The organism is Rhizobium sp. GR12 (assembly GCF_036596185.1).
Lineage (GTDB): Bacteria > Pseudomonadota > Alphaproteobacteria > Rhizobiales > Rhizobiaceae > Agrobacterium > Agrobacterium nepotum.
The window spans coordinates 43,417-62,901 of sequence record NZ_JASXTH010000002.1; the positions used below are offsets into that span (position 1 = coordinate 43,417).

Genomic DNA, 19,485 nt, shown 5'->3' on the forward strand with positions numbered 1-19,485 from the left:
CAGGCCAGAATAGACCCATGCCCGTGCCGCAGGAACCGGTAAGATAGAGATTGACATATGTCGCCCATAGACGATTCTGAAAGAGCTTTTTTTATATATGATCGGCCACCGCGAAAAGGCATCCGCCGTGCGGCCGGCCAGGTAAATTTCAGGATAATCACGACAATGAGCAAGACGGATTTCATCGGCAAGGCATCCGCCGCCGCAGGCGGCTGGGGCGCGCTTAAGAGCGTCGGCAAACGGCTGATGGAATCCGGCGCGCCGATTTCCGGTGCGCGGGCGCTGCTGAAGACGAACCAGCCGGATGGCTTCGACTGCCCGGGTTGCGCCTGGGGCGATCCGGAACACGGTTCTTCCTTCGAGTTTTGCGAAAACGGCGTCAAGGCGGTGGCGTGGGAAGCGACGGAAGCCCGGGTGCCACCCGATTTTTTCGCCACCCGCACCGTTTCCGAACTGCGTGGCTGGTCTGACTACGATCTGGAAAAACAGGGCCGCCTCACCCACCCGATGCGTTACGACCGGGCGACCGACAGATATCTGCCGGTGTCGTGGGACGCCGCCTTCGCCGAAATCGGCAGGATGCTCAAAGGTTTAGACAGCCCGGACCGTGCGGAGTTCTACACATCCGGCCGCGCCTCCAACGAGGCGGCCTTCATCTATCAATTAATGGTACGGCTTTACGGCACCAACAATTTCCCCGACTGCTCCAACATGTGCCATGAGGCGAGCGGCGTCGGCCTCAAGGAGTCAATCGGCGTCGGCAAGGGCACGGTACTGCTCGAGGATTTCGAACAGACGGATGCGATTTTCGTGATCGGGCAAAACCCCGGCACCAATCACCCGCGCATGCTGGGCGACCTGCGCCGGGCGGCACTTCGCGGCGCCAAGATCGCCGTCTTCAACCCGATCCGGGAAAAGGGGCTGGAGCGCTTCGCCGATCCGCAGGACAAGATCGAGATGGTGACCGGCGGCAGCACCAAGATCGCCACCAACTACTACCAGCCGAGGCAGGGCGGCGACATGGCGGCCGTGCGCGGCATGAGCAAGGCGATCTTCGCCGCCGACGATGCCGCAAGGGCGGCGGGAGAGCCCGCCATCATCGATGACGACTTCATCGCCGACCACGCCACTGAGTTCGACGCCTATCGCGCCGCCGTCGAGGCGACCGGCTGGGACACCATCCTCGAACAATCCGGCCTGACCCGCGCGGAAATCGAGGAAGCCGCCGGTATCTACATGAATGCCGGTTCCGTCATCGCCACCTGGGCCATGGGCATCACGCAGCATCGCCACTCGGTCATTATCGTTCGCGAGATCGCCAATTTCATGCTGCTGCGCGGCAATATCGGCCGGCCCGGCGCCGGTCTTTGCCCGGTGCGCGGCCATTCCAACGTACAGGGTGACCGGACCGTCGGCATTGACGAGAAAGCACCGCCAGCATTTCTCGACGCGCTGGAGAAGGAACTCGGGGTTGCCATGCCGCGCAAGCCCGGCCACAACACCGTCGAAGCCATCGCCGCCATGCTGGACGGCAGGGCGCAGACCTTCATCGCGCTCGGCGGCAACTTCCTGCGGGCGACACCCGACAGCCCGCTGATCGTCAAGGCTTTCGAAAAACAGAGACTGACGGTCAATATCGCGACCAAACTCAACCATTCGCATCTGGTGCCGGGCGAAACCTCTTTCATACTGCCCTGTCTCGGACGAACGGAAATCGACCGCAATTCGGCAGGTCGGCCGCAGATCGTCACGGTCGAAGATTCCATGAGCATGGTGCACGGTTCCGGCGGCATCAACCCGCCCGCCTCCAACGAACTGCGCTCCGAAGTCGCCATCATTGCCGGTATCGCCGAAGCGACGCTGGGCAGCGCTCACGTCGACTGGAAGGCGCTTGCCGATGACTACGACCTCATTCGCGACATGATCGAGCGGGTCATTCCCGGTTTCGACAATTTCAACGAGCGCGTCCGCGTGCCGCGCGGTTTTCATCTGCGCAATACGGCCGCCGAACGGGAATGGAACACGCCGACGAAAAAGGCGACCTTCTACAGCGGCCCGCTTCCCGAACAGACCGAGCATCAGCAGGCTCTCACGCGCGACAACCTTTTCGTTTTGCAGACATTCCGCAGCCACGATCAGTACAACACCACGATTTACGGCATGGATGACCGTTATCGCGGCGTCTATGGCGAGCGTCAGGTCATCTTCATGAACCCCGTGGATATGGAGGTGCTCGGCGCCCTTTCCCGCCAGCGCGTCGATGTCATCGGCGAATATGGCGATGGCGTGGAGCGGATCGCGGAAAACTTCCGGTTGGTACCTTACAATATCCCGCGCGGCAGCGTCGGCGGTTATTATCCGGAACTGAACGTGCTGGTGCCGCTGTCGAGCTATGGTGAAGGCAGCTTTACGCCAACGTCCAAATCGGTGTTGGTCTCCTTCCGCCTGCGCCCGGATGCGCCTTGATGGCTGAGGAGCAATCCGCAGCCTCTTTCATGGCGGCGGTGGAGCAAATCGTGCAAGGGTCCTCGCAGGCGCTGACGGCCACGGGGGCGGCCATTCTTCTGGCGATCCAACTGGATATCGCCACGGACAGCCGCAGCATCGCCAAACGGCTGGGACTTGCACACGCTCTCGTTCTGCGCGAAATCACCATCCTGTCGCCCCGCTTCGTGCGGGTGACGAAACGCGATGCCCGCACCCAGCGCAGCTTTCTGGAGGCGACGGCGGAAGGACAGGCGCTCGCCGCGTCATCTTCCCCTATTTGAGACGAAACGGAGCATTTCCTTGGCAATCAGGCCGATCCTACCCTACCCCCATCCCGGTCTTTCCGAGATCTGCGCGCCGGTGATCGATTTTGACAACCAATTGCAAACGCTGGTCACAGACCTGATCGACACGATGCGCGCCGCCCCCGGCGTCGGCATTACCGCAGCCCATATCGGCGTAAAACAGCGCGTTTTCGTACTTGAGCTGACGCCGGGAACCGTCCTGACCTATATCAACCCCGAAATTCTCGGCCTGTCCGCACAAACCATGCGGCATATGGAGGGCAGCGTCTCGATGCCCGGCTTCACCGAGGAGGTGGAGCGTCCGTCTGAGGTCGAGGTGAAGTTTCAAGATACGTCGGGCATGGAACATCGCCAAACCGCCGAGGGATTTCACGCCATCTGCATCCAGCATGAGATCGACCAGCTGGACGGTCTCTTTTGGCTGAAACGCCTCTCGAAGCTCAAACGCGACCGGCTGGTGAAAAAATGGGAAAAATCCCGAAAGCCGTGATGATCAGCCGGTAATCGACAGCACGAATTCCGCGTCGCCCTTCAGCGTGTTGCTGACGGTGCAGATATCCTCGGCCATATGCGCGATCGCTATGCGGGTCGCCTCGTCGAAATCCCCGGCGATCTCGATCCGGATATCGAAACGGACTATTCGCGACGGCTCCTCATCGGCCTTTTCGCCGGAGACGTAAACCGTAACCTTTTCGAACCCGTCGAGCAGGCCCATGCGGCTCGCCGCGATGCGGGCGCTGAGCGCCAGACAGGCCGCAAGCGACGAATAGAGAAGATCGACGGGATTGAACCCTGGCTCCGAAGCACCCGTCATCACCGTCAGCGCGCCGCCGGTCGCCGTGACGACATCGGGACGTCCAAGACGCCCAAGCGCAACAATGGCCCCCGTTGGCCGCTTTTTTATCCTGAGCTGTTTCACGTCTTCTCCCGCCTCTCGATGTCACCGCATGGAACCAAAACTAGCCTCACGCTTTTACGCACGCAACGGTGAACGACCGTTGAGGATTGATTGAAAAGGGAGCTGGGACATATGGTTACATCTACGCTCGTCGGTATTCTGATCACCTTCCTGGTGATCGTGCTTGTCTTGTGGCTCATCGCACGACTGCCCGTGGGCGGCGGCGCGAAACAGATCGCTCAGGTGATCGTCATCATCATCGGCATTATTTCGCTGTTGAAATACCTTGCCGTCTTCTGATGTCCCGGCAATGCGCGAAAAATAAAGGCGGCGAAAGCCGCCTCTTTTTATCCGCGATTTTCACAAGCCCCCGACCGCTATTGGCGCGGCTCGAACCGGTAGGCTTTTTTAAGGGTGATATCCCGAACGCTGCCGAGGCCGAGAAACGGCGTGTTGTCGGCATCGAAGATCGCCCTGCCCTTCGCCACGATCCAGCGCGCGGAACCATCAGGCAAATTGACCTTGTAACGCTGATCGAAGAACACGCCGGTGGTGATGCTTTCAAAAATCGCCTGCGCCACCCGATCGCGCATTTCGATATCGATTCTTTCGAGAATATCCTCGATCGTCACCCCCTGCGATCCGACCGTTACGGAAAATCCATGACATTCCGCGGTAACGGCATCCATGATCAGCCTGTTGTCGGAGATGCTCCACATATAATAGCCGATCGCATTGTCTGAATCCGTTTTGTCCCCAAGCACGAAAACCTCCAGACAGTTTTTCCTGACAAACGCTAACATCAGACCTCTAATATTCCACCCCTCGTTTTATGGGGGTAACGACTCCGCCACTACACCGTGCATCGATATCCACCGAAATTTGCCGACGACCAAATCCGGATATCGGTGTCGAAAGGATCATAAATTCCGGGGATACGTCGCAAAGCCGCTCGCTTGCACCTACATAGCTTTGCGCTAAAATTTCCAAGGAGGCTAATATGCTGCGAACCGCTCTTACTTTTGGACTGTTGTCGGCAACTGTTTTTCTCGCCGGCTGCCAGACGTGGCAAAGCCCTTATCGCGGGACCGAATGGCGGATGGACCAGGTCATGGATGGCGACCCCTATCGGGTCGGTGACGGCAATCGTGGGGGGAGACGCTAAGCCGTCGAAGATTTCATCCGAATGGCGGCGAGATCTACGCCCTGAAACTTTAAAGCCCGGGCTGCCGAGACGAAAACACGTCGACGCGGCCCGAGGCGGATTTCATCGCCATCAAATTCAACTTTTGTGGGAGAGTGCAACGCCAAGCGATTGGCACAAAAAGAAAAAACCCGCCGAAGCGGGTTTCTTTGGTGCGGTCGAGAAGACTCGAACTTCCACGGGTTGCCCCACAGCGACCTCAACGCTGCGCGTCTACCAATTCCGCCACGACCGCATCGTGGTAGGCGTCGACTTGCGCCGACGGGGGTGCATGTAGCAAAAGGATTTTCGGTGCACAAGAGCGTCGTGACAGTTTTTTGAAATTAAAAATCGCGCCGACCCACCCTATATGCAGGAAGCCCGCAAATGCTGGGGTTGCCGCCTTGTCGTCATTTTGCGAGAAGGCTGTGGAAAGGACTTTTTCATGCTCACACGTACGGATATCGAGACAAATATGCTGCCGGTCGCCGGCTCGCCGCCCGTCCGCTGGCGAATCTCGGAAGGTCTCGTCCCTTACGAGGTGGCGACGGAGGAAATGGAGCGGGAAGTTGCCGCCATCGCCAACGGCGAGGCCGACGAACTCGTCTGGCTTCTGGAACATCCGCCGCTTTATACCGCAGGCACCAGCGCCGATGCCGTTGACCTCATTGAACCGGATCGTTTTCCGGTCTTTGCGACGGGGCGCGGCGGCGAATATACCTATCACGGGCCGGGACAGCGCGTCGTCTACGTCATGCTCGACCTGAAACGGCGGCGACAGGATGTCCGTGCCTATGTGGCGGCGCTGGAGAATGTCATCATCCGCACGCTCGACAAGATGAATGTGCGCGGCGAGCGGCGCGAGGACCGTGTCGGCGTCTGGGTCAGGCGGCCGGAGAAACCCCTGCTTCCCGGCGGCGGTATGGCCGAGGACAAGATCGCCGCTCTTGGCATCCGGTTGCGGAAATGGGTGAGCTTCCACGGGCTGTCGATCAATGTCGATCCCGACCTCACGCATTTTACCGGCATCGTGCCCTGCGGCATCAGCGCCTACGGCGTCACCAGCCTTGTCGATCTCGGATTGCCGGTTATGATCGGCGACGTCGACGTTCTGTTGCGCGAGGCCTTCGAGGAGGTTTTTGGCGAGGCAGTACCCGAAACCAGCTATGCCGGCTGATTGGCCCGCAACCTTTGCCGCCAGCCGGCGTTTCCGGCATCGATCACCATAAGAGGAGGAACGACCATGTTTACAACGTCCGCCTATGCCTGCGATGACGGTTCTGCGCCGATGAAGCTCGCGACCATCAAGCGTCGCGATCCCGGTCCGCGCGATGTCGAAATCGAGATCGAGTTCTGTGGCGTCTGCCACTCCGATATTCACACGGCCCGCAGCGAATGGCCGGGTTCCCTCTACCCTTGCGTCCCCGGCCACGAGATCATCGGTCGCGTCGGGCGGGTGGGCGCGCAGGTCACCAAGTTCAAGACGGGGGACCGCGTCGGCGTCGGCTGTATCGTCGACAGTTGCCGTGAATGCGCAAGCTGCGCCGAAGGGCTGGAGCAATATTGCGAAAACGGCATGACCGGCACCTATAATTCGCCTGACAAGGCCATGGGCGGCAGCGCGCATACGCTGGGCGGTTATTCCGCCCATGTGGTGGTCGATGACCGTTATGTGCTCAATATCCCTGAAGGGCTGGATCCGGCCGCCGCCGCACCGCTGCTCTGCGCGGGCATAACCACCTATTCGCCGTTGCGGCACTGGAACGCCGGTCCTGGCAAGCGTATCGGCGTCGTCGGTCTTGGCGGCCTCGGCCATATGGCGGTCAAGATCGCCAATGCCATGGGCGCGACGGTGGTGATGATCACCACGTCGCCTGGCAAGGCGGAAGACGCCAAGAAACTCGGCGCCCATGAAGTAATCGTCTCGCGCGATGCCGACCAGATGAAAAAGGCCGCTTCCAGCCTCGACCTCATCATCGACGCGGTTGCCGCCGACCATGACATCAACGCCTATCTCGCCTTGCTGAAACGCGACGGCGCGCTGGTACAGGTCGGCGCGCCTGAAAAGCCACTATCGGTTCACGCTTTCAGCCTTATCCCCGGCCGCAAGACCTTTGCCGGTTCGATGATCGGCGGAATTCCCGAAACCCAGGAAATGCTCGACTTCTGCGCCGAAAAAGGCATCGCCGCCGAAATCGAAATGATCGATATCGATCAGATCAATGACGCTTATGAACGCATGATAAAAAGCGATGTGCGTTATCGCTTCGTCATTGATATGAAAAGCCTGCCGCGCCAGAAAGCCGCCTGACCCTTCGAGGGGAGCGCCTTCCGGCGCTCCTTTTTTCTCGTTGGACCTTTCGGTCGAAAGCGCAGCCAGACCCATGACCAGCGAGACCGGTTTCAACAATGTCGCCAAGGGCATGACCATCATGGCCGGCTGCATGTTCGTGCTGCCAATCATGGATGCCATCGCCAAATACATGGCGGTCAGCGGTGGCATGTCGCCTGCGCAGGTGACGTTTTACCGGTTCTTCTTCCAGCTTCTGTGCACCCTGCCCCTGTTGCTTCTGGTGTCGCCGAAAGCGCTGTTCAGCGCTAAGCGGCCATGGATGAATTGCCTGCGCGGCGTGCTGCACGCCAGCGCCAGCTTGATGTTCTTCGCCGCCGTCAAATACATGCCGCTCGCCGATGTCTTTGCGATCTATTTCGTCGAGCCCTTCATGCTGACGATGATGTCGGCTCTCTTCCTCGGTGATAAAGTCGGCTGGAAACGCTGGACGGCGATTGCGGTGGGTTTCGGCGGTGCATTGATCGTCATTCAGCCGAGTTTCGAAATCTTCGGATGGACGTCGCTTCTGCCGGTCGCCTGCGCGTTTCTCTACACGCTTTACCTGTTCCTGAACCGCGCCATCGGCGATGCCGACAGCCCGCTCGTCATGCAGACCATGTCCGGCATTGCCGGCACGGTATTCATGGGTGCGGCACTTCTGGCTGGCGATGCGATCGGTGACAAGGATTTCGCGATCTCGCTTCCGCAGTCCGGTTTCACCCTCACCCTGCTCATCCTGCTGGGATCGATATCCGGCTACATGCACCTCCTGATCGTCAGGGCCTTCAGGCTGGCGCCGCTATCGCTGCTCGCGCCGTTCCAGTATTTCGAGATCATTTCAGCGACGGTGCTCGGTTATGCGCTGTTTTCGGATTTCCCGACGCCGTCGAAATGGCTCGGCATCCTCATCATCGTCGCATCAGGCCTGTTCATCATCTGGCGCGAGCGCACACAGGTACAGACCAACCCGCTGCTCAACGGGCAATGACGCCGACACCCACGCGCGCCTCAGGTGCCTGAGGGCAGCGTTCCTTCGTCGTGATGGTCCTGCGCCTCCACAAGGCTGCCGAGCAGCCACAGGGAAACCTCGGCCGCCTCCCCGGCGGACTTGAAGCGGTATGAGCCGCTATATTTCGGCATATCGAAAAAGGTAACGACGAAACCGTCACCGCTTTCCAGACTTTCGACCCTTATCCGCTCGGGATCGATCAGCACACATACGTAATGAGACCCCATATTGCGCATGAAGCCGGCCTTGTTGTCGTGCAGCCGCACAAAGGCCGCACCGCCGTCCACGCTCATATGCAGGCTTCTGATCGCCTCATTGGGAAAAGCGCGGGCGAAATCCATGATCGCTTGCCCCACATCATGGCTGTTATCGTCATCCGTCGCCCGCGTCATGCGCCAGGCATAAACAGCGAAGACCGAAAGCAGTACGAAAACGATAATCCAGATCGCAATATTCATCCGGGACGCTCCCTCAGCACCGAGACACCGCGATTCGCGAATCGAAACGATGCGAACCCGGCTCAGCTACATATAGACCGAGGCTTGCGTGAAGTGTGGCTCCTCAAAATCGATGCGAAGATCGGCATCGTTTTGCCATGTCGTGCACGGGTTGCGAAATCAGAAGCGCTTGAGGAACGACGCCTTCGCCAGCAGCCATTGCCGGCGAAGCTGCGACAGCTGCACCTCGCCCTCCAACACGCCCGCTCCCGCCTTTCTGGCGGCAACGATGACCGGGCCGGACAAAGCGACGGGGAGATAGGCAGCAAAGATGTTCCTGGAAATCTTCGCGCGTCTGGCCTTCTGCATATGGTCCAGCGCATGCGTCGCAAAAATCTCGATAGCTATGCCGATGCGCTGCTTGTCTTCGCCTTCGAGAAACGTCTCGCGGTCGAGCCCGGCAGCCGCCAGCATGTCGGCGGGAACATAGACCTGCCCACGACGCCGATGCAGCGGCATCAGCAGCAGAATGCCGGCCATGGCCTGCGCCACGCCCGCATGTCCCGCCGCTTCCGCGCTTGCCGGGGCGTCTTCCGGTGAAAGCACGAGGCTCGCCAGCTGGATCAGGGCCGATGCGGTCTCACCGGCGTAACCTTCAAGGGCGTTTCGATCCTCGAACAGATCGTCATAGAGATCGAAGATGCGCGCTTCGATCATATTGGCCAGCACCGGCCGAGGCAGGCGATATTGCTCGATCGCGGTTAAAAGAGCGGCGGCAACGGGATGGGACTGGCTGTCGCCATGCGCATTGCCCTCGAGAAGATCGCGCCACCATTGCATGCGCACTTCACCAGGCAGCGCCTCGCGAACGGAATCGCGGATACGGGCAATTTCGGCATTGAAGGCGTAAAGTGCTGCGAGTGCTGCGCGCTTGTCTGCGGGAGACAAAAGGCATGCGAGATAACGGTCGCGATCGGTGTCGCGCAGCGTCGCAAGGCAGACGTCGAGATTTTCTGTGGGTGCCATGGTTCCCCGCCCGAAACGTCCTGTCAGCCTTCGACGGCAATCAGCGCCGCAGCCACGGCGCGCGATTCCGAAAGCATGATGTTATAGGTGCGCACGGCAGCACCCGTGCTCATCGGATCGACCGAAATGCCCGCGTCCCTGAAGGCCGCGCGCAGTTCCTTCGGCAAGACCCGCATGCCATCGCCCGTGCCGATCAAAAGCACCTCGATATCCTGAGCTTGCGCCAGAACCATGTCGAAATGTTCGAGCGTCAATTCTTTCGCATCGACGGGGCTCCAGCCATGAATGCCGGAAGGCAGGCACAGCAGCGAACCGCGATGCGACATGTCGGCAAAGCGGAAACCGAAATTGCCATAAGCATCGATGGGCGCCCGGCCGGGAAAATGGGCCGGGCGTATTTCGATCCCGCCGGCCATCAGACGGCGGGCTTGCCGCCGATGGCGTTGGTTTTCTCGTCCTTCTCGTCTTCCGCGTCCTTGCTATCGGGACGCAGCTTGAAGGCGATCAGCACCGGAGCGGCGATGTAGAGCGACGAGAACACACCGATACCGACGCCGAACAACATGGCGAAGGTGAAGGAGCGGATGACTTCGCCACCAAAGATGTAGAGCGCGAGCAGAGCCAGAAGCACGGTGAGACCGGTGAGGATCGTGCGCGACAGCGTCTGGTTCAGCGACACGTCGATAATCATCGACAGCGGCATCTTCTTGTACCGCCTGAGGTTTTCGCGGATACGGTCGTAGATGACGACGGTGTCGTTCAGCGAATAACCGATGATCGTCAGAATCGCCGCGATACTGGTCAGGTTGAACTCTATATCCAGGAAGACGAACAAGCCGATGGTGAAGACCACGTCGTGCACCATCGAGATGACCGCGCCGAGTGCAAACTGCCACTCGAAGCGAACCCAGATGTAGACCATGATCGCTGCCATGGCGAGCACAACACCGATCGTGGAAGTGACGGTCAGGTCACCGGATACGGCGGGGCCGACCACTTCGACGCGGCGGAAATCGTACTTGTCCTCAAGCTCGCCACGCACCAGGGTGATCGCCGACTGCTCGGCATTTTCGCCGCCGTCCTGCGCCTGAATACGGATGAGAACATCCTGCGGCGTGCCGAAATTCTGCGCCTGGATTTCACCGAGATTCAGCTGGTTCAGACGCTCGCGGATATCGGCAAGATCCGCCTCTCCCTGCTTGGCGCGCACTTCGATGACCGAACCGCCCTGGAAGTCGATGCCGAGGTTCAGGCCCTTGGCCACGAAACCGCCGACGCAGGCGAGCATGACCGCGCCGGTGATCATGAACACCACGCGGCGATAGCGCATGAAGGGAATGTCGCGACCGTCGAACATGGCGGTGCGGACGCCCTTCGGCATATGTTTCGGACGGCTGCGGCGAACCCAGTAGCCGAACATCCAGGCCGTCAGCGTATAGGCCGTGAAGACGGTGGTAATGATGCCGACCGCAAGCGTGACGGCGAAGCCCTTGACGGGACCGGTGCCCATGTAGAACAGCACGCTCGCCACGATCAGCGTCGTCAGGTTGGCGTCGACAATGGTCGCAAAGGCGCGCGTGAAACCGTTATCCAGTGCCTGGATCAGCGGTTTTCCACTCTTCACCTCTTCGCGTATTCGCTCATAGATCAGAACGTTGGAATCCACCGCCATGCCGATCGTCAGGACGATACCGGCAATACCGGGCAAGGTCAGCGTCGATCCGATCACGCTGAGGACAGCGAGCAGCATGACGATGTTGACGATGAGCGCGATGTTCGCGAGCAGGCCGAAGAAGCCGTAGAAAACGAACATGAAAATGAGCACGCCGACGGCGCCGATGGCGCTTGCCGTAAGGCCCGCCGTGATGGAGTCGTTACCGAGGCTTGGGCCGACGGTGCGTTCCTCGACCACGGTGAGCGTCGCCGGCAGAGCACCCGCACGCAGGAGAACGGCAAGGTCGTTGGCGCCCTGAACGGAGAAGCTGCCGGAGATCTGCCCCGAACCGCCGATGATAGGCTCGCGGATCACAGGCGCGGAAATGACCTGGTTATCGAGCACGATGGCGAACGGCTTGCCGACATTCTGCTGCGTCGCCTGCGCAAAGCGCTGCGCGCCGCGGCTGTCGAAGCGGAAGGTGACGACGGGTTCGTTGGTCTGCTGGTTGAAGCTGGCCTGCGAGTCCACGAGATTGTCGCCGGAAACGAGCGCGCGGCGTTCGACCAGATAGGGAACCGGCGGATCGTCCTGCGAATAGAGAACCTCGGAGGTCGCGGGCGGACGGCCGTTCATGGCCTCCTGCGCCGGCATCGTCGTATCGACCATGCGGAAGGACAGCTTTGCCGTCTGGTTGAGAAGCGATTTCAGGCGCTGCGGATCCTGAAGGCCCGGAACCTGCACGATGATGCGATCGGAACCCTGACGCTGGATGAGCGGCTCGGTGGTGCCGACTTCGTCAACGCGGCGGCGCACGACTTCGATCGACTGCGACACGGCCGAGGACAGGCGGTAGTCGACGCCTTCATCGGTCAGGTTGAGCCGCAACAGATTGTCGCCGCCGTCGCTCATCGCCACTTCGGTAATGGAACCGCCGACCAGCGTTCCGGCGGACACCGGCTGCGTCAGGTCCCGAAGTGCGGTTTTCGCCGCTTCGTATTGAGCGGGATCGCTGATGCGGACCTGAATCTGCTGGCCGTTGCCCGTCAGGCCCGAATAGCGGATGTTGGCGTCGCGAAGCTGCGTGCGCACATCTCCCACGATCGTTTCAAGGCGTTCCTTGACGATATCGGAACGCTCGATCTTGAGCATGATATGCGAGCCGCCCTGAAGGTCGAGACCGAGCGTTACCTTGTTGTCCTTGTACCAGGCAGGCATGCCCTCCAGCTGTTTGTCCGTAAACAGGTTGGGAGAGGCGATGAAGACGCTTGCCAGCACAAGCAGCCAGATGAAGACTGTTTTCCAACGGGAAAAATGAAGCATTTCGATCTCGGTCAGGGTTGGGGTTGCGCGAGTGGCGCAACCCGTCAAAATTCGCAATCGGGCGTTCGGTTGTCCGGCAGGATCAGGAAGCGGCTTCCGTCTTGACCACTTCGCCCTTCACGCGCACTTCGGCAATATATGCACGAGCGGCACGGATTTTCACGCCTTCGGCGATTTCGACTTCGAGTTCATTGTCGTCGATAACCTTGATCACCTTGCCGACGATGCCGCCGCCAAGAACGACCTGATCGCCACGGCGAATATTGGTCAGTGTTTCCTGGCGCTTCTTCATCTGCGCGCGCTGCGGGCGAATGAGGAAAAAGTACCAGACCACCATAAGCGGCGCAAACAGGAAAAGCATTTCAAGGCCGGAACCGAAGGCCGATGCGCCGCCCGTTGCGTCCTGGGCAAAAGCTTGACTAATAAACATATAAAACTCCTCAACGATTACGGCACGACCTCGTATGCCGCCCCAGCTTTCAAGCCGCCGGAATATAGTGGGGAACGCCGGGAATGCAACAGATGCAGGGCCACGCCGTACCGATTCCGGACCTCTTAACCTTTATGGGCCGGAAACGCCATGCTAGGCCGGGACGAAAACATCGTTTTGAACACCGGACAAGCGGAAGAAACACCATGATTCGAGAAGAAACGGCCACCCTGCTTCTTGCCGAACTGCGCAGGCTGAACGTTGCCGTGGAACGTCTGGCGGGTCCGGCACCCGCCGTGAACGACTGGAATGCGGCGGATTGTTTCGTCTGGACGCCGGTCAATTCCTTTCTGCAGCCGGTCTCGCGTCCCAACCGCATCGCGCTGAAACTCATTCGCAGCGTCGATCATGTGCGCGACATCCTGCATGAAAACACCCTGCGTTTCGCCGATGGTTTTCCTGCCAACAACGTGCTGCTCTGGGGCGCACGCGGCATGGGAAAATCCTCGCTGGTGAAGGCCGTTCACGAAGATGTGCGGGCCGCAAGCGGCGTTCCCCTGAAACTGGTCGAGGTGCACCGCGAGGATATCCACACCCTGCCCGCTTTGCTCGACATATTGAAGGCCTCCGGCGAGCGCGTCATTGTTTTCTGCGACGACCTCTCCTTCGATCACGACGACACGGCCTACAAGTCGCTGAAGGCGGCGCTCGACGGCGGCATCGAGGGACGGCCGGACAACGTGCTGTTTTATGCGACGTCCAACCGACGCCATCTTCTTCCGCGCCACATGATGGAAAACGAGCAGTCCACCGCCATCAACCCTTCGGAGGCCGTGGAAGAAAAGGTCTCGCTGTCGGATCGCTTCGGCCTGTGGCTCGGCTTCCACAAATGCGGCCAGGAAGATTATCTGACGATGATCGACAGCTATGCGGCCCATTTCGACCTCGGCCTTGATCGCGACACCCTGCACCACGAGGCACTGGAATGGGCGACCACGCGTGGCGGCCGCTCGGGCCGCGTTGCCTGGCAATATATACAGGATGCCGCCGGCCGCCTGAGAAAATCGATCGACAGATAACGCCACCGTGACACCAGGCGAGAGCCGGTGTCGTTGCGACTATAGGCGTTGTCGTATTCCCGAACGCCCCACCGCCCGCCAAATGGTTTGCTGCACATATCCGGCAAACGCCGGTATCTGCGGCGGACGGTGATCGGGAGACAGGCGACGTTTGCCCAAACGTGCCGATTGCTCTTCTTTCCATCCCTTCGCCGATGAGATTCCACGCGAACCGCATAGGGGTTCGCGCGTGAGTTTCGACGACATCCTGTCCGCAGAGGAGCGGGCCGGCATTGATGTTCAACCCAAGGAGGAGATGGATATGAGCAGGAACAGAGGCGTCGTCTATTTGCGGCCCGGCAAGGTCGAGGTCCGTGACATCGACGACCCGAAGCTGGAGGCGCCGGATGGCCGCCGTATCGAGCACGCGGTCATTCTCAAGGTGATTTCCACGAATATCTGCGGTTCCGACCAGCATATGGTGCGCGGCCGCACCTCGGCGATGCCCGGCCTCGTCCTCGGCCACGAAATCACCGGTGAAGTCATCGAAAAAGGCGTCGACGTCGAGATGCTTGATATCGGCGATATCGTGTCGGTGCCGTTCAATGTCGCCTGCGGGCGCTGCCGCTGCTGCAAATCGCAGGATACCGGCGTGTGCCTGACGGTGAACCCCGCACGCGCCGGCGGTGCTTACGGTTACGTCGATATGGGCGGTTGGATCGGCGGACAGGCCAGATACGTCACCATCCCCTATGCCGACTTCAACCTCTTGAAGTTCCCCGACCGCGACAGGGCGATGTCCAAGATCCGCGATCTCACCATGCTCTCCGATATCCTGCCGACCGGCTTCCACGGCGCGGTCAAGGCCGGCGTCGGCGTCGGCTCCACGGTCTATGTCGCCGGCGCCGGCCCGGTCGGTCTGGCGGCTGCCGCCTCCGCCCGTATTCTGGGTGCCGCCGTCGTGATGGTCGGTGATTTCAACAAGGATCGCCTGGCGCACGCAGCAAATGTCGGTTTCGAGGCCGTCGATCTTTCCAAGGGCGACCGGCTGGGCGACATGATCGCCGAAATCGTCGGCACCAACGAGGTCGACAGCGCCATTGACGCCGTCGGTTTCGAAGCGCGCGGCCATGCGGGCGGTGAACAGCCCGCCATCGTTCTCAACCAGATGATGGAAATCACCCGCGCCGCCGGCTCCATCGGCATTCCGGGCCTCTACGTTACCGAGGACCCCGGCGCCGTCGATGCTGCAGCGAAACAGGGTAGTCTGTCGCTACGCTTCGGTCTCGGCTGGGCCAAGGCCCAATCCTTCCATACCGGCCAGACGCCGGTGCTGAAATATAATCGCCAGCTCATGCAGGCGATCCTGCACGACCGTCTGCCGATTGCCGACATCGTCAACGCCAAGATCATCGCGCTCGATGATGCCGTGCAGGGATATGAGAGCTTCGATCAGGGTGCGGCAACCAAGTTCGTCCTCGATCCGCATGGCGATCTGCTGAAAGCGTCCTGACGGGAGCCTCTAAAACTAACCTGAAAATACGCAGCAAAAAACCGCCCGCGACGTGATCCGTCGCGGGCGGTTCTTTTAAATCGACAATATCACCTGGTGGTGACAATCACAGATCGACGTCGAGGATCGCCATGGAGAAGTTGTACGAGCGGTCGCCGTCCTCGTCATCGATGTAGACAACGCCGAGGAACTCTTCGCCAAGATAAACTTCGGCGGAATCGTCCTTACGGGGACGCGCCTTCACAACCATCTTTTCATTGAAGGTGCGCTTGAAATAGGCGTCGAGTTTTTTGATTTCGTCGGCTTTCACCACTATTCTCCTGTGCGGTTCGCGTTGCGCCGCTTTTGGCATGGGACAAAGGCCAAAGTAAAGTGAAAGCGGCACATCGCCGATGTCTTTCACAGGCCATGTCTTTCACACGGTGTCTTCCACACGGACGATCGAGAAATACCGGACCCGTCAGATATCGGCTCCGATGACCTGGTCCATCAGACGCGAGGGTTCGGAACACCCTGCTTCTCCCACCACGCGCGCCGGCACACCGGCAACCGTGGTCTTCGGGGGAACCGGCTTCAGCACCACCGAACCGGCAGCGATGCGCGAGCAGCTGCCGATTTCGATATTGCCGAGGATTTTTGCGCCTGCCCCGATCATCACGCCATTGGCGATCTTCGGGTGGCGGTCCGCCCCCTCCTTGCCGGTGCCGCCGAGGGTCACGCCATGCAGGATGGAAACGTTATCGCCGATAACCGCCGTCTCACCGATCACCAGCCCGGTGGCATGGTCAAGGAAGATGCCCTTGCCGATGCGTGCCGCCGGATTGATATCCGTCTGGAAAATGCTCGACGAGCGGCTTTGCAGATAAAGCGCCAGATCCCGGCGGCCCTTCTGCAGCAGCCAATGGGCAAGGCGATGGGTCTGGATGGCCTGAAATCCCTTGAAATAAAGAAGCGGCTCCATGAAGCGCGTGCAGGCCGGATCGCGATCGTAAACCGCCTGGATATCGACGCGCAGCACGCTTCCCCATTCCGGCCAGTCATCCAGCATGTCCTGGAAGGTATGGCGCAGGAGAACGGCCTGCATGTCGGGATGATCGAGGAGTTCGCAGATACGATAGATCACACATTCTTCCAGAGACCGATGATTGAGAATCGTCGAATAAAGGAAGGCCGAAAGCAGCGGGTCCTGCGCCACGGCGCTTCTGGCCTCGTGCAGCAGGCTACCCCAGATCGGATCGACAATCGCCAGCTGTTCGGGCTGACGGGCCTCGGTACGTGCGACCATGAATGGTCTCCTCGTTTGCAGTGGTCGTTCTTTATACAGAAAAAGACGTGCATTAGAAATGGGATTCGAATGGCGACTTTAAAGGCGGCAAGGCTTCAGTTTTTCTTCATGCAGCATGAAAAAGCGTTTCTTGACGTCCCGCTCAAAGGGTACGGTAAAACTCCAGAACCGCCGCCTTGAACACCCTGTCACCAACGGCCAGCATGTGATCGCGGCCGGGAATGTCGATCGCCCGCGCATGCGGCATGATCGCGGCCAGCTCCGCGCCGGATCCGGCGATGTCGTCATTGGTTCCAACCGCAATCAATGTCGGCGCATCGATCTTTGCCGCCTGTTCGCGCGTGACGAGAACCCGCGACGTCTCGATACAGGCTGCAAGCGCCAGCCGGTCGCTTTTCGTCTGGTCGGCAAAGGCGCGGAACATGCGGCCGCGTTCATGGGTGACGACCTCAAGCGAGGGCGCCAGAAGCGCCTCGGCAATAGGATCCCAGTCGCCGACACCTTCCACCATGCCGATGCCGAGCCCACCGAAAACCAGCGAGCGCACACGCTCGGGATGGGCCATCGCCAGAAAGGCCGAAATGCGCGCGCCCATGGAATAGCCCATCACATGGGCCTCCGCGATGCCGAGGTGATTGAGCAGCGCCACCGCATCATCAGCCATGACGGGCGGATAATAGGCTTCCGGATCGTGCGGCTTGTCGCTTGCGCCATGGCCACGATTGTCGATGGCGATTACCCGATAACCGGCGTCTCCCAGCGTCTTCAGCCAGCCGGGATGCACCCAGTTGACGTTGGCGCTGGAGGCGAAGCCGTGAATCAACAGAACCGGATCGCCCGCCGCATCGCCCTCGTCGAAATAGGCAAGGCGAAGGCCGTCATGGGAAAAATCGGAAAATTGCGGCATGTTGAGATTCATCAAGGACATCCTTTTTGCCGGACCATATGGCAGGAAATCGCAATTTTGAACATGTTTTCCTGACGATTTTTATGGAGATGCAATGCGTTTGGGGCTACATATCCGCAACAATGAGCCCATGCTCGATGACGATCTGCGGCTTAACCACGATATTGCATTTGGAGACGAACATGGCCGGGCATTCCATTCCCCACTTCCAGAACGATGGCGGACACAGCGTGATCGAGATCGGCGTCAAGGAATTCATGTGCACCGGCGCTTCGGTTCCTTTCGATCATCCCCACATCTTCATCGATATGGGCGACGACAACGAAAAGGTCTGTTCCTACTGCTCCACCCTTTTCCGCTACAATCCGTCGCTGAAGGCCGAGCAGACCAATCCTCCCGGCTGCGTCTTCCATGTGAAGGCCGCCTGACCTTCCCCTTTCCTGATCGGGGCGCACCATGCCCATCAAATCCGTAGCCATTGTCGGTGCCGGCATCGCCGGTCTCACCGCCGCCCTTTCTTTTGCCTGGCACGGCGTCAGCTGCGACATCATCGAACAGGCCGCCGAGCTGACGGAGGTCGGCGCGGGCTTGCAGCTATCGCCAAATGCTGCCCGCATCCTCGCCGAACTCGGCGTGTTGCCCGCAATCGAGGCGCGCTGGACCGAACCGGCAAGCGTCGATCTGGCTGACGGAAAATCGCTTGCGACGCTGTTATCCCTACCCATGGGCGCCGTTGCCCGCGCACGCTGGGGCGCACCCTATGGCGTCCTTCACCGCTCGACATTGCAAAGCGCGCTTCTTGATGCGGTAACCCGCAATCCGCTCTGCCGCCTGCATCTCGGCAAACCTGTCGAAAACGCCACTGCTGATATTATCGCCGCGACCACCTTTCGCGATCATGACCTGATCGTCGGCGCAGACGGCGTCTGGTCGGTGGCCCGTTTTGCCGTCCCCTCCGCCCCCGTCGCTACCTTTTCCGGCAATGTTGCCTGGCGCTTCACGGTCGCGACAAAAGATGTTCCTTCCGCCATCAACAAAAGTGCTGTGACCGCCTATCTCGGTTCGGGCGGCCATGTCGTCGCCTATCCGCTGAAAGAGATTGGCGGCTACAACATCGTCGCCATCGCGCTCGGCGCCGATCCCGGCGCGACATGGCGGGCGGAATCGAGCGGGCGGCAAAAAGCCATGCTGCTCGAACAGTTTCGCGGCTGGAGCCCGGATATCGTCCGGCTGCTGGCGTCATCGGAAAACCCGACCTTCTGGCCGCTTTATCAGGCCGGTCCCGGACGCTGGCACAATGGCCGCGATACGGTGCTGATCGGCGACGCCGCCCATGCCATGTTGCCCTTTGCCGCACAGGGGGCCGCGATGGCCATCGAGGATGCATTTGAACTTGCAGGCGCGTTTTCCGGGACGTTGGCCGGAACATCGCTGACCGTGTCGCAAGCCCTTGCCGCCTTCGAGGCGCTGCGCTTGCCGCGTATAGAAAAGGCCCGCAAACGGGCCTCTCTCAATCGTTTCGCCTATCATGCCGCAGGCCCTGCCCGTCTGGCCCGGAACTTCGTTTTTTCGACGCGCCCCACGGAAGCCTTCTTGAAAGACTTCGACTGGCTTTACGGCTACCGCGCCAAAGGCTGA

21 protein-coding genes and 1 tRNA gene are annotated in these 19,485 nt (G+C 60.0%); 11 read left to right on the forward strand and 11 right to left on the reverse strand.

The window, feature by feature from the left end; all coding sequences use genetic code 11:
- Positions 1-165 precede the first annotated feature (165 nt).
- The 3 genes from QSK43_RS03140 to QSK43_RS03150 are packed head-to-tail and all read left to right on the forward strand — an operon-like array spanning position 166 to position 3,282.
- Positions 166-2,466 carry an FdhF/YdeP family oxidoreductase gene (locus QSK43_RS03140; protein ID WP_332302279.1) on the forward strand — a complete coding sequence of 767 codons (2,301 nt, stop codon included), beginning with the start codon at positions 166-168 and terminating at the stop codon, positions 2,464-2,466.
- A complete protein-coding gene (locus QSK43_RS03145) occupies positions 2,466-2,768 on the forward strand; it encodes a hypothetical protein (protein ID WP_332302280.1) in 303 nt (100 codons plus the stop codon). Before QSK43_RS03140 ends, QSK43_RS03145 begins: the two co-directional genes overlap by 1 nt.
- A 19-nt stretch (positions 2,769-2,787) precedes the next feature.
- The gene (locus tag QSK43_RS03150; protein ID WP_332302281.1) at positions 2,788-3,282 is read left to right on the forward strand and encodes a peptide deformylase; all 495 of its coding nucleotides are present in this window, start codon (positions 2,788-2,790) and stop codon (positions 3,280-3,282) included.
- A gap of 3 nt (positions 3,283-3,285) precedes the next feature.
- Here the strand turns inward: QSK43_RS03150 and QSK43_RS03155 are convergent, their stop codons facing one another.
- Positions 3,286-3,711 (reverse strand): OsmC family protein, encoded by a 426-nt coding sequence (locus QSK43_RS03155; RefSeq protein WP_332302282.1) that lies wholly within the window; start codon positions 3,709-3,711, stop codon positions 3,286-3,288.
- A 111-nt stretch (positions 3,712-3,822) separates the two neighbouring features.
- On the opposite strand from QSK43_RS03155, the gene QSK43_RS03160 reads away from it, so the two are divergent.
- Positions 3,823-3,990 (forward strand): Thivi_2564 family membrane protein, encoded by a 168-nt coding sequence (locus tag QSK43_RS03160; protein ID WP_052679662.1) that lies wholly within the window; start codon positions 3,823-3,825, stop codon positions 3,988-3,990.
- 77 nt (positions 3,991-4,067) lie between these two features.
- On the opposite strand, the gene QSK43_RS03165 is transcribed toward QSK43_RS03160, so the two are convergent.
- Together QSK43_RS03165 and QSK43_RS03170 are read right to left on the reverse strand one after the other, a co-directional pair.
- Positions 4,068-4,493, reverse strand: coding sequence for a PAS domain-containing protein (locus tag QSK43_RS03165; RefSeq protein WP_332302283.1), 426 nt, complete (start codon positions 4,491-4,493; stop codon positions 4,068-4,070).
- 551 nt (positions 4,494-5,044) lie between these two features.
- A tRNA-Leu gene (locus tag QSK43_RS03170) sits at positions 5,045-5,129 on the reverse strand.
- A 189-nt stretch (positions 5,130-5,318) separates the two neighbouring features.
- Between QSK43_RS03170 and lipB the strand changes: the two genes are divergently transcribed.
- From lipB to QSK43_RS03185, 3 genes are all read left to right on the forward strand, one after another.
- Positions 5,319-6,050 (forward strand): lipoyl(octanoyl) transferase LipB, encoded by a 732-nt coding sequence (lipB, locus tag QSK43_RS03175; RefSeq protein WP_332302284.1) that lies wholly within the window; start codon positions 5,319-5,321, stop codon positions 6,048-6,050.
- A 66-nt stretch (positions 6,051-6,116) separates the two neighbouring features.
- Positions 6,117-7,184, forward strand: coding sequence for an NAD(P)-dependent alcohol dehydrogenase (locus QSK43_RS03180; protein WP_332302285.1), 1,068 nt, complete (start codon positions 6,117-6,119; stop codon positions 7,182-7,184).
- A gap of 73 nt (positions 7,185-7,257) precedes the next feature.
- Complete coding sequence (locus tag QSK43_RS03185) at positions 7,258-8,193, forward strand: DMT family transporter (protein ID WP_332302286.1); 936 nt, start codon at positions 7,258-7,260, stop codon at positions 8,191-8,193.
- A 20-nt stretch (positions 8,194-8,213) separates the two neighbouring features.
- Here the strand turns inward: QSK43_RS03185 and QSK43_RS03190 are convergent, their stop codons facing one another.
- From QSK43_RS03190 to yajC, 5 genes are all read right to left on the reverse strand, one after another.
- Complete coding sequence (locus tag QSK43_RS03190; RefSeq protein ID WP_332302287.1) at positions 8,214-8,672, reverse strand: hypothetical protein; 459 nt, start codon at positions 8,670-8,672, stop codon at positions 8,214-8,216.
- 159 nt (positions 8,673-8,831) lie between these two features.
- Positions 8,832-9,677, reverse strand: coding sequence for a phytoene/squalene synthase family protein (locus QSK43_RS03195; protein ID WP_332302288.1), 846 nt, complete (start codon positions 9,675-9,677; stop codon positions 8,832-8,834).
- A 23-nt stretch (positions 9,678-9,700) separates the two neighbouring features.
- Complete coding sequence (locus QSK43_RS03200; RefSeq protein ID WP_045018389.1) at positions 9,701-10,093, reverse strand: Mth938-like domain-containing protein; 393 nt, start codon at positions 10,091-10,093, stop codon at positions 9,701-9,703.
- On the reverse strand, positions 10,093-12,654 hold the full coding sequence (gene secDF / locus QSK43_RS03205) for a protein translocase subunit SecDF (RefSeq protein ID WP_332302289.1): 2,562 nt from the start codon (positions 12,652-12,654) through the stop codon (positions 10,093-10,095). Before secDF ends, QSK43_RS03200 begins: the two co-directional genes overlap by 1 nt.
- 82 nt (positions 12,655-12,736) lie before the next feature.
- Complete coding sequence (gene yajC / locus QSK43_RS03210; protein WP_045018386.1) at positions 12,737-13,084, reverse strand: preprotein translocase subunit YajC; 348 nt, start codon at positions 13,082-13,084, stop codon at positions 12,737-12,739.
- Between the two features lie 206 nt (positions 13,085-13,290).
- On the opposite strand from yajC, the gene QSK43_RS03215 reads away from it, so the two are divergent.
- A complete protein-coding gene (locus QSK43_RS03215) occupies positions 13,291-14,163 on the forward strand; it encodes an ATP-binding protein (protein WP_332302290.1) in 873 nt (290 codons plus the stop codon).
- Positions 14,164-14,464: 301 nt separating this feature from the next.
- Positions 14,465-15,655 carry a formaldehyde dehydrogenase, glutathione-independent gene (gene fdhA / locus QSK43_RS03220; protein ID WP_332302291.1) on the forward strand — a complete coding sequence of 397 codons (1,191 nt, stop codon included), beginning with the start codon at positions 14,465-14,467 and terminating at the stop codon, positions 15,653-15,655.
- Between the two features lie 106 nt (positions 15,656-15,761).
- Here fdhA and QSK43_RS03225 read toward each other — a convergent pair whose 3' ends face one another.
- The 3 genes from QSK43_RS03225 to QSK43_RS03235 form a co-directional block, all read right to left on the reverse strand.
- Positions 15,762-15,965 carry a DUF3126 family protein gene (locus QSK43_RS03225; protein WP_003515356.1) on the reverse strand — a complete coding sequence of 68 codons (204 nt, stop codon included), beginning with the start codon at positions 15,963-15,965 and terminating at the stop codon, positions 15,762-15,764.
- A gap of 150 nt (positions 15,966-16,115) precedes the next feature.
- Positions 16,116-16,940, reverse strand: a complete 825-nt coding sequence (gene cysE, locus QSK43_RS03230) for a serine O-acetyltransferase (protein ID WP_045018381.1) — start codon at positions 16,938-16,940, stop codon at positions 16,116-16,118.
- Positions 16,941-17,082: 142 nt separating this feature from the next.
- Positions 17,083-17,859 carry an alpha/beta fold hydrolase gene (locus tag QSK43_RS03235; RefSeq protein ID WP_332302292.1) on the reverse strand — a complete coding sequence of 259 codons (777 nt, stop codon included), beginning with the start codon at positions 17,857-17,859 and terminating at the stop codon, positions 17,083-17,085.
- Between the two features lie 170 nt (positions 17,860-18,029).
- On the opposite strand from QSK43_RS03235, the gene QSK43_RS03240 reads away from it, so the two are divergent.
- Positions 18,030-18,275, forward strand: a complete 246-nt coding sequence (locus QSK43_RS03240; RefSeq protein WP_045016369.1) for a zinc-finger domain-containing protein — start codon at positions 18,030-18,032, stop codon at positions 18,273-18,275.
- 28 nt (positions 18,276-18,303) lie between these two features.
- Positions 18,304-19,485, forward strand: a complete 1,182-nt coding sequence (locus QSK43_RS03245; protein ID WP_332302293.1) for an FAD-dependent monooxygenase — start codon at positions 18,304-18,306, stop codon at positions 19,483-19,485.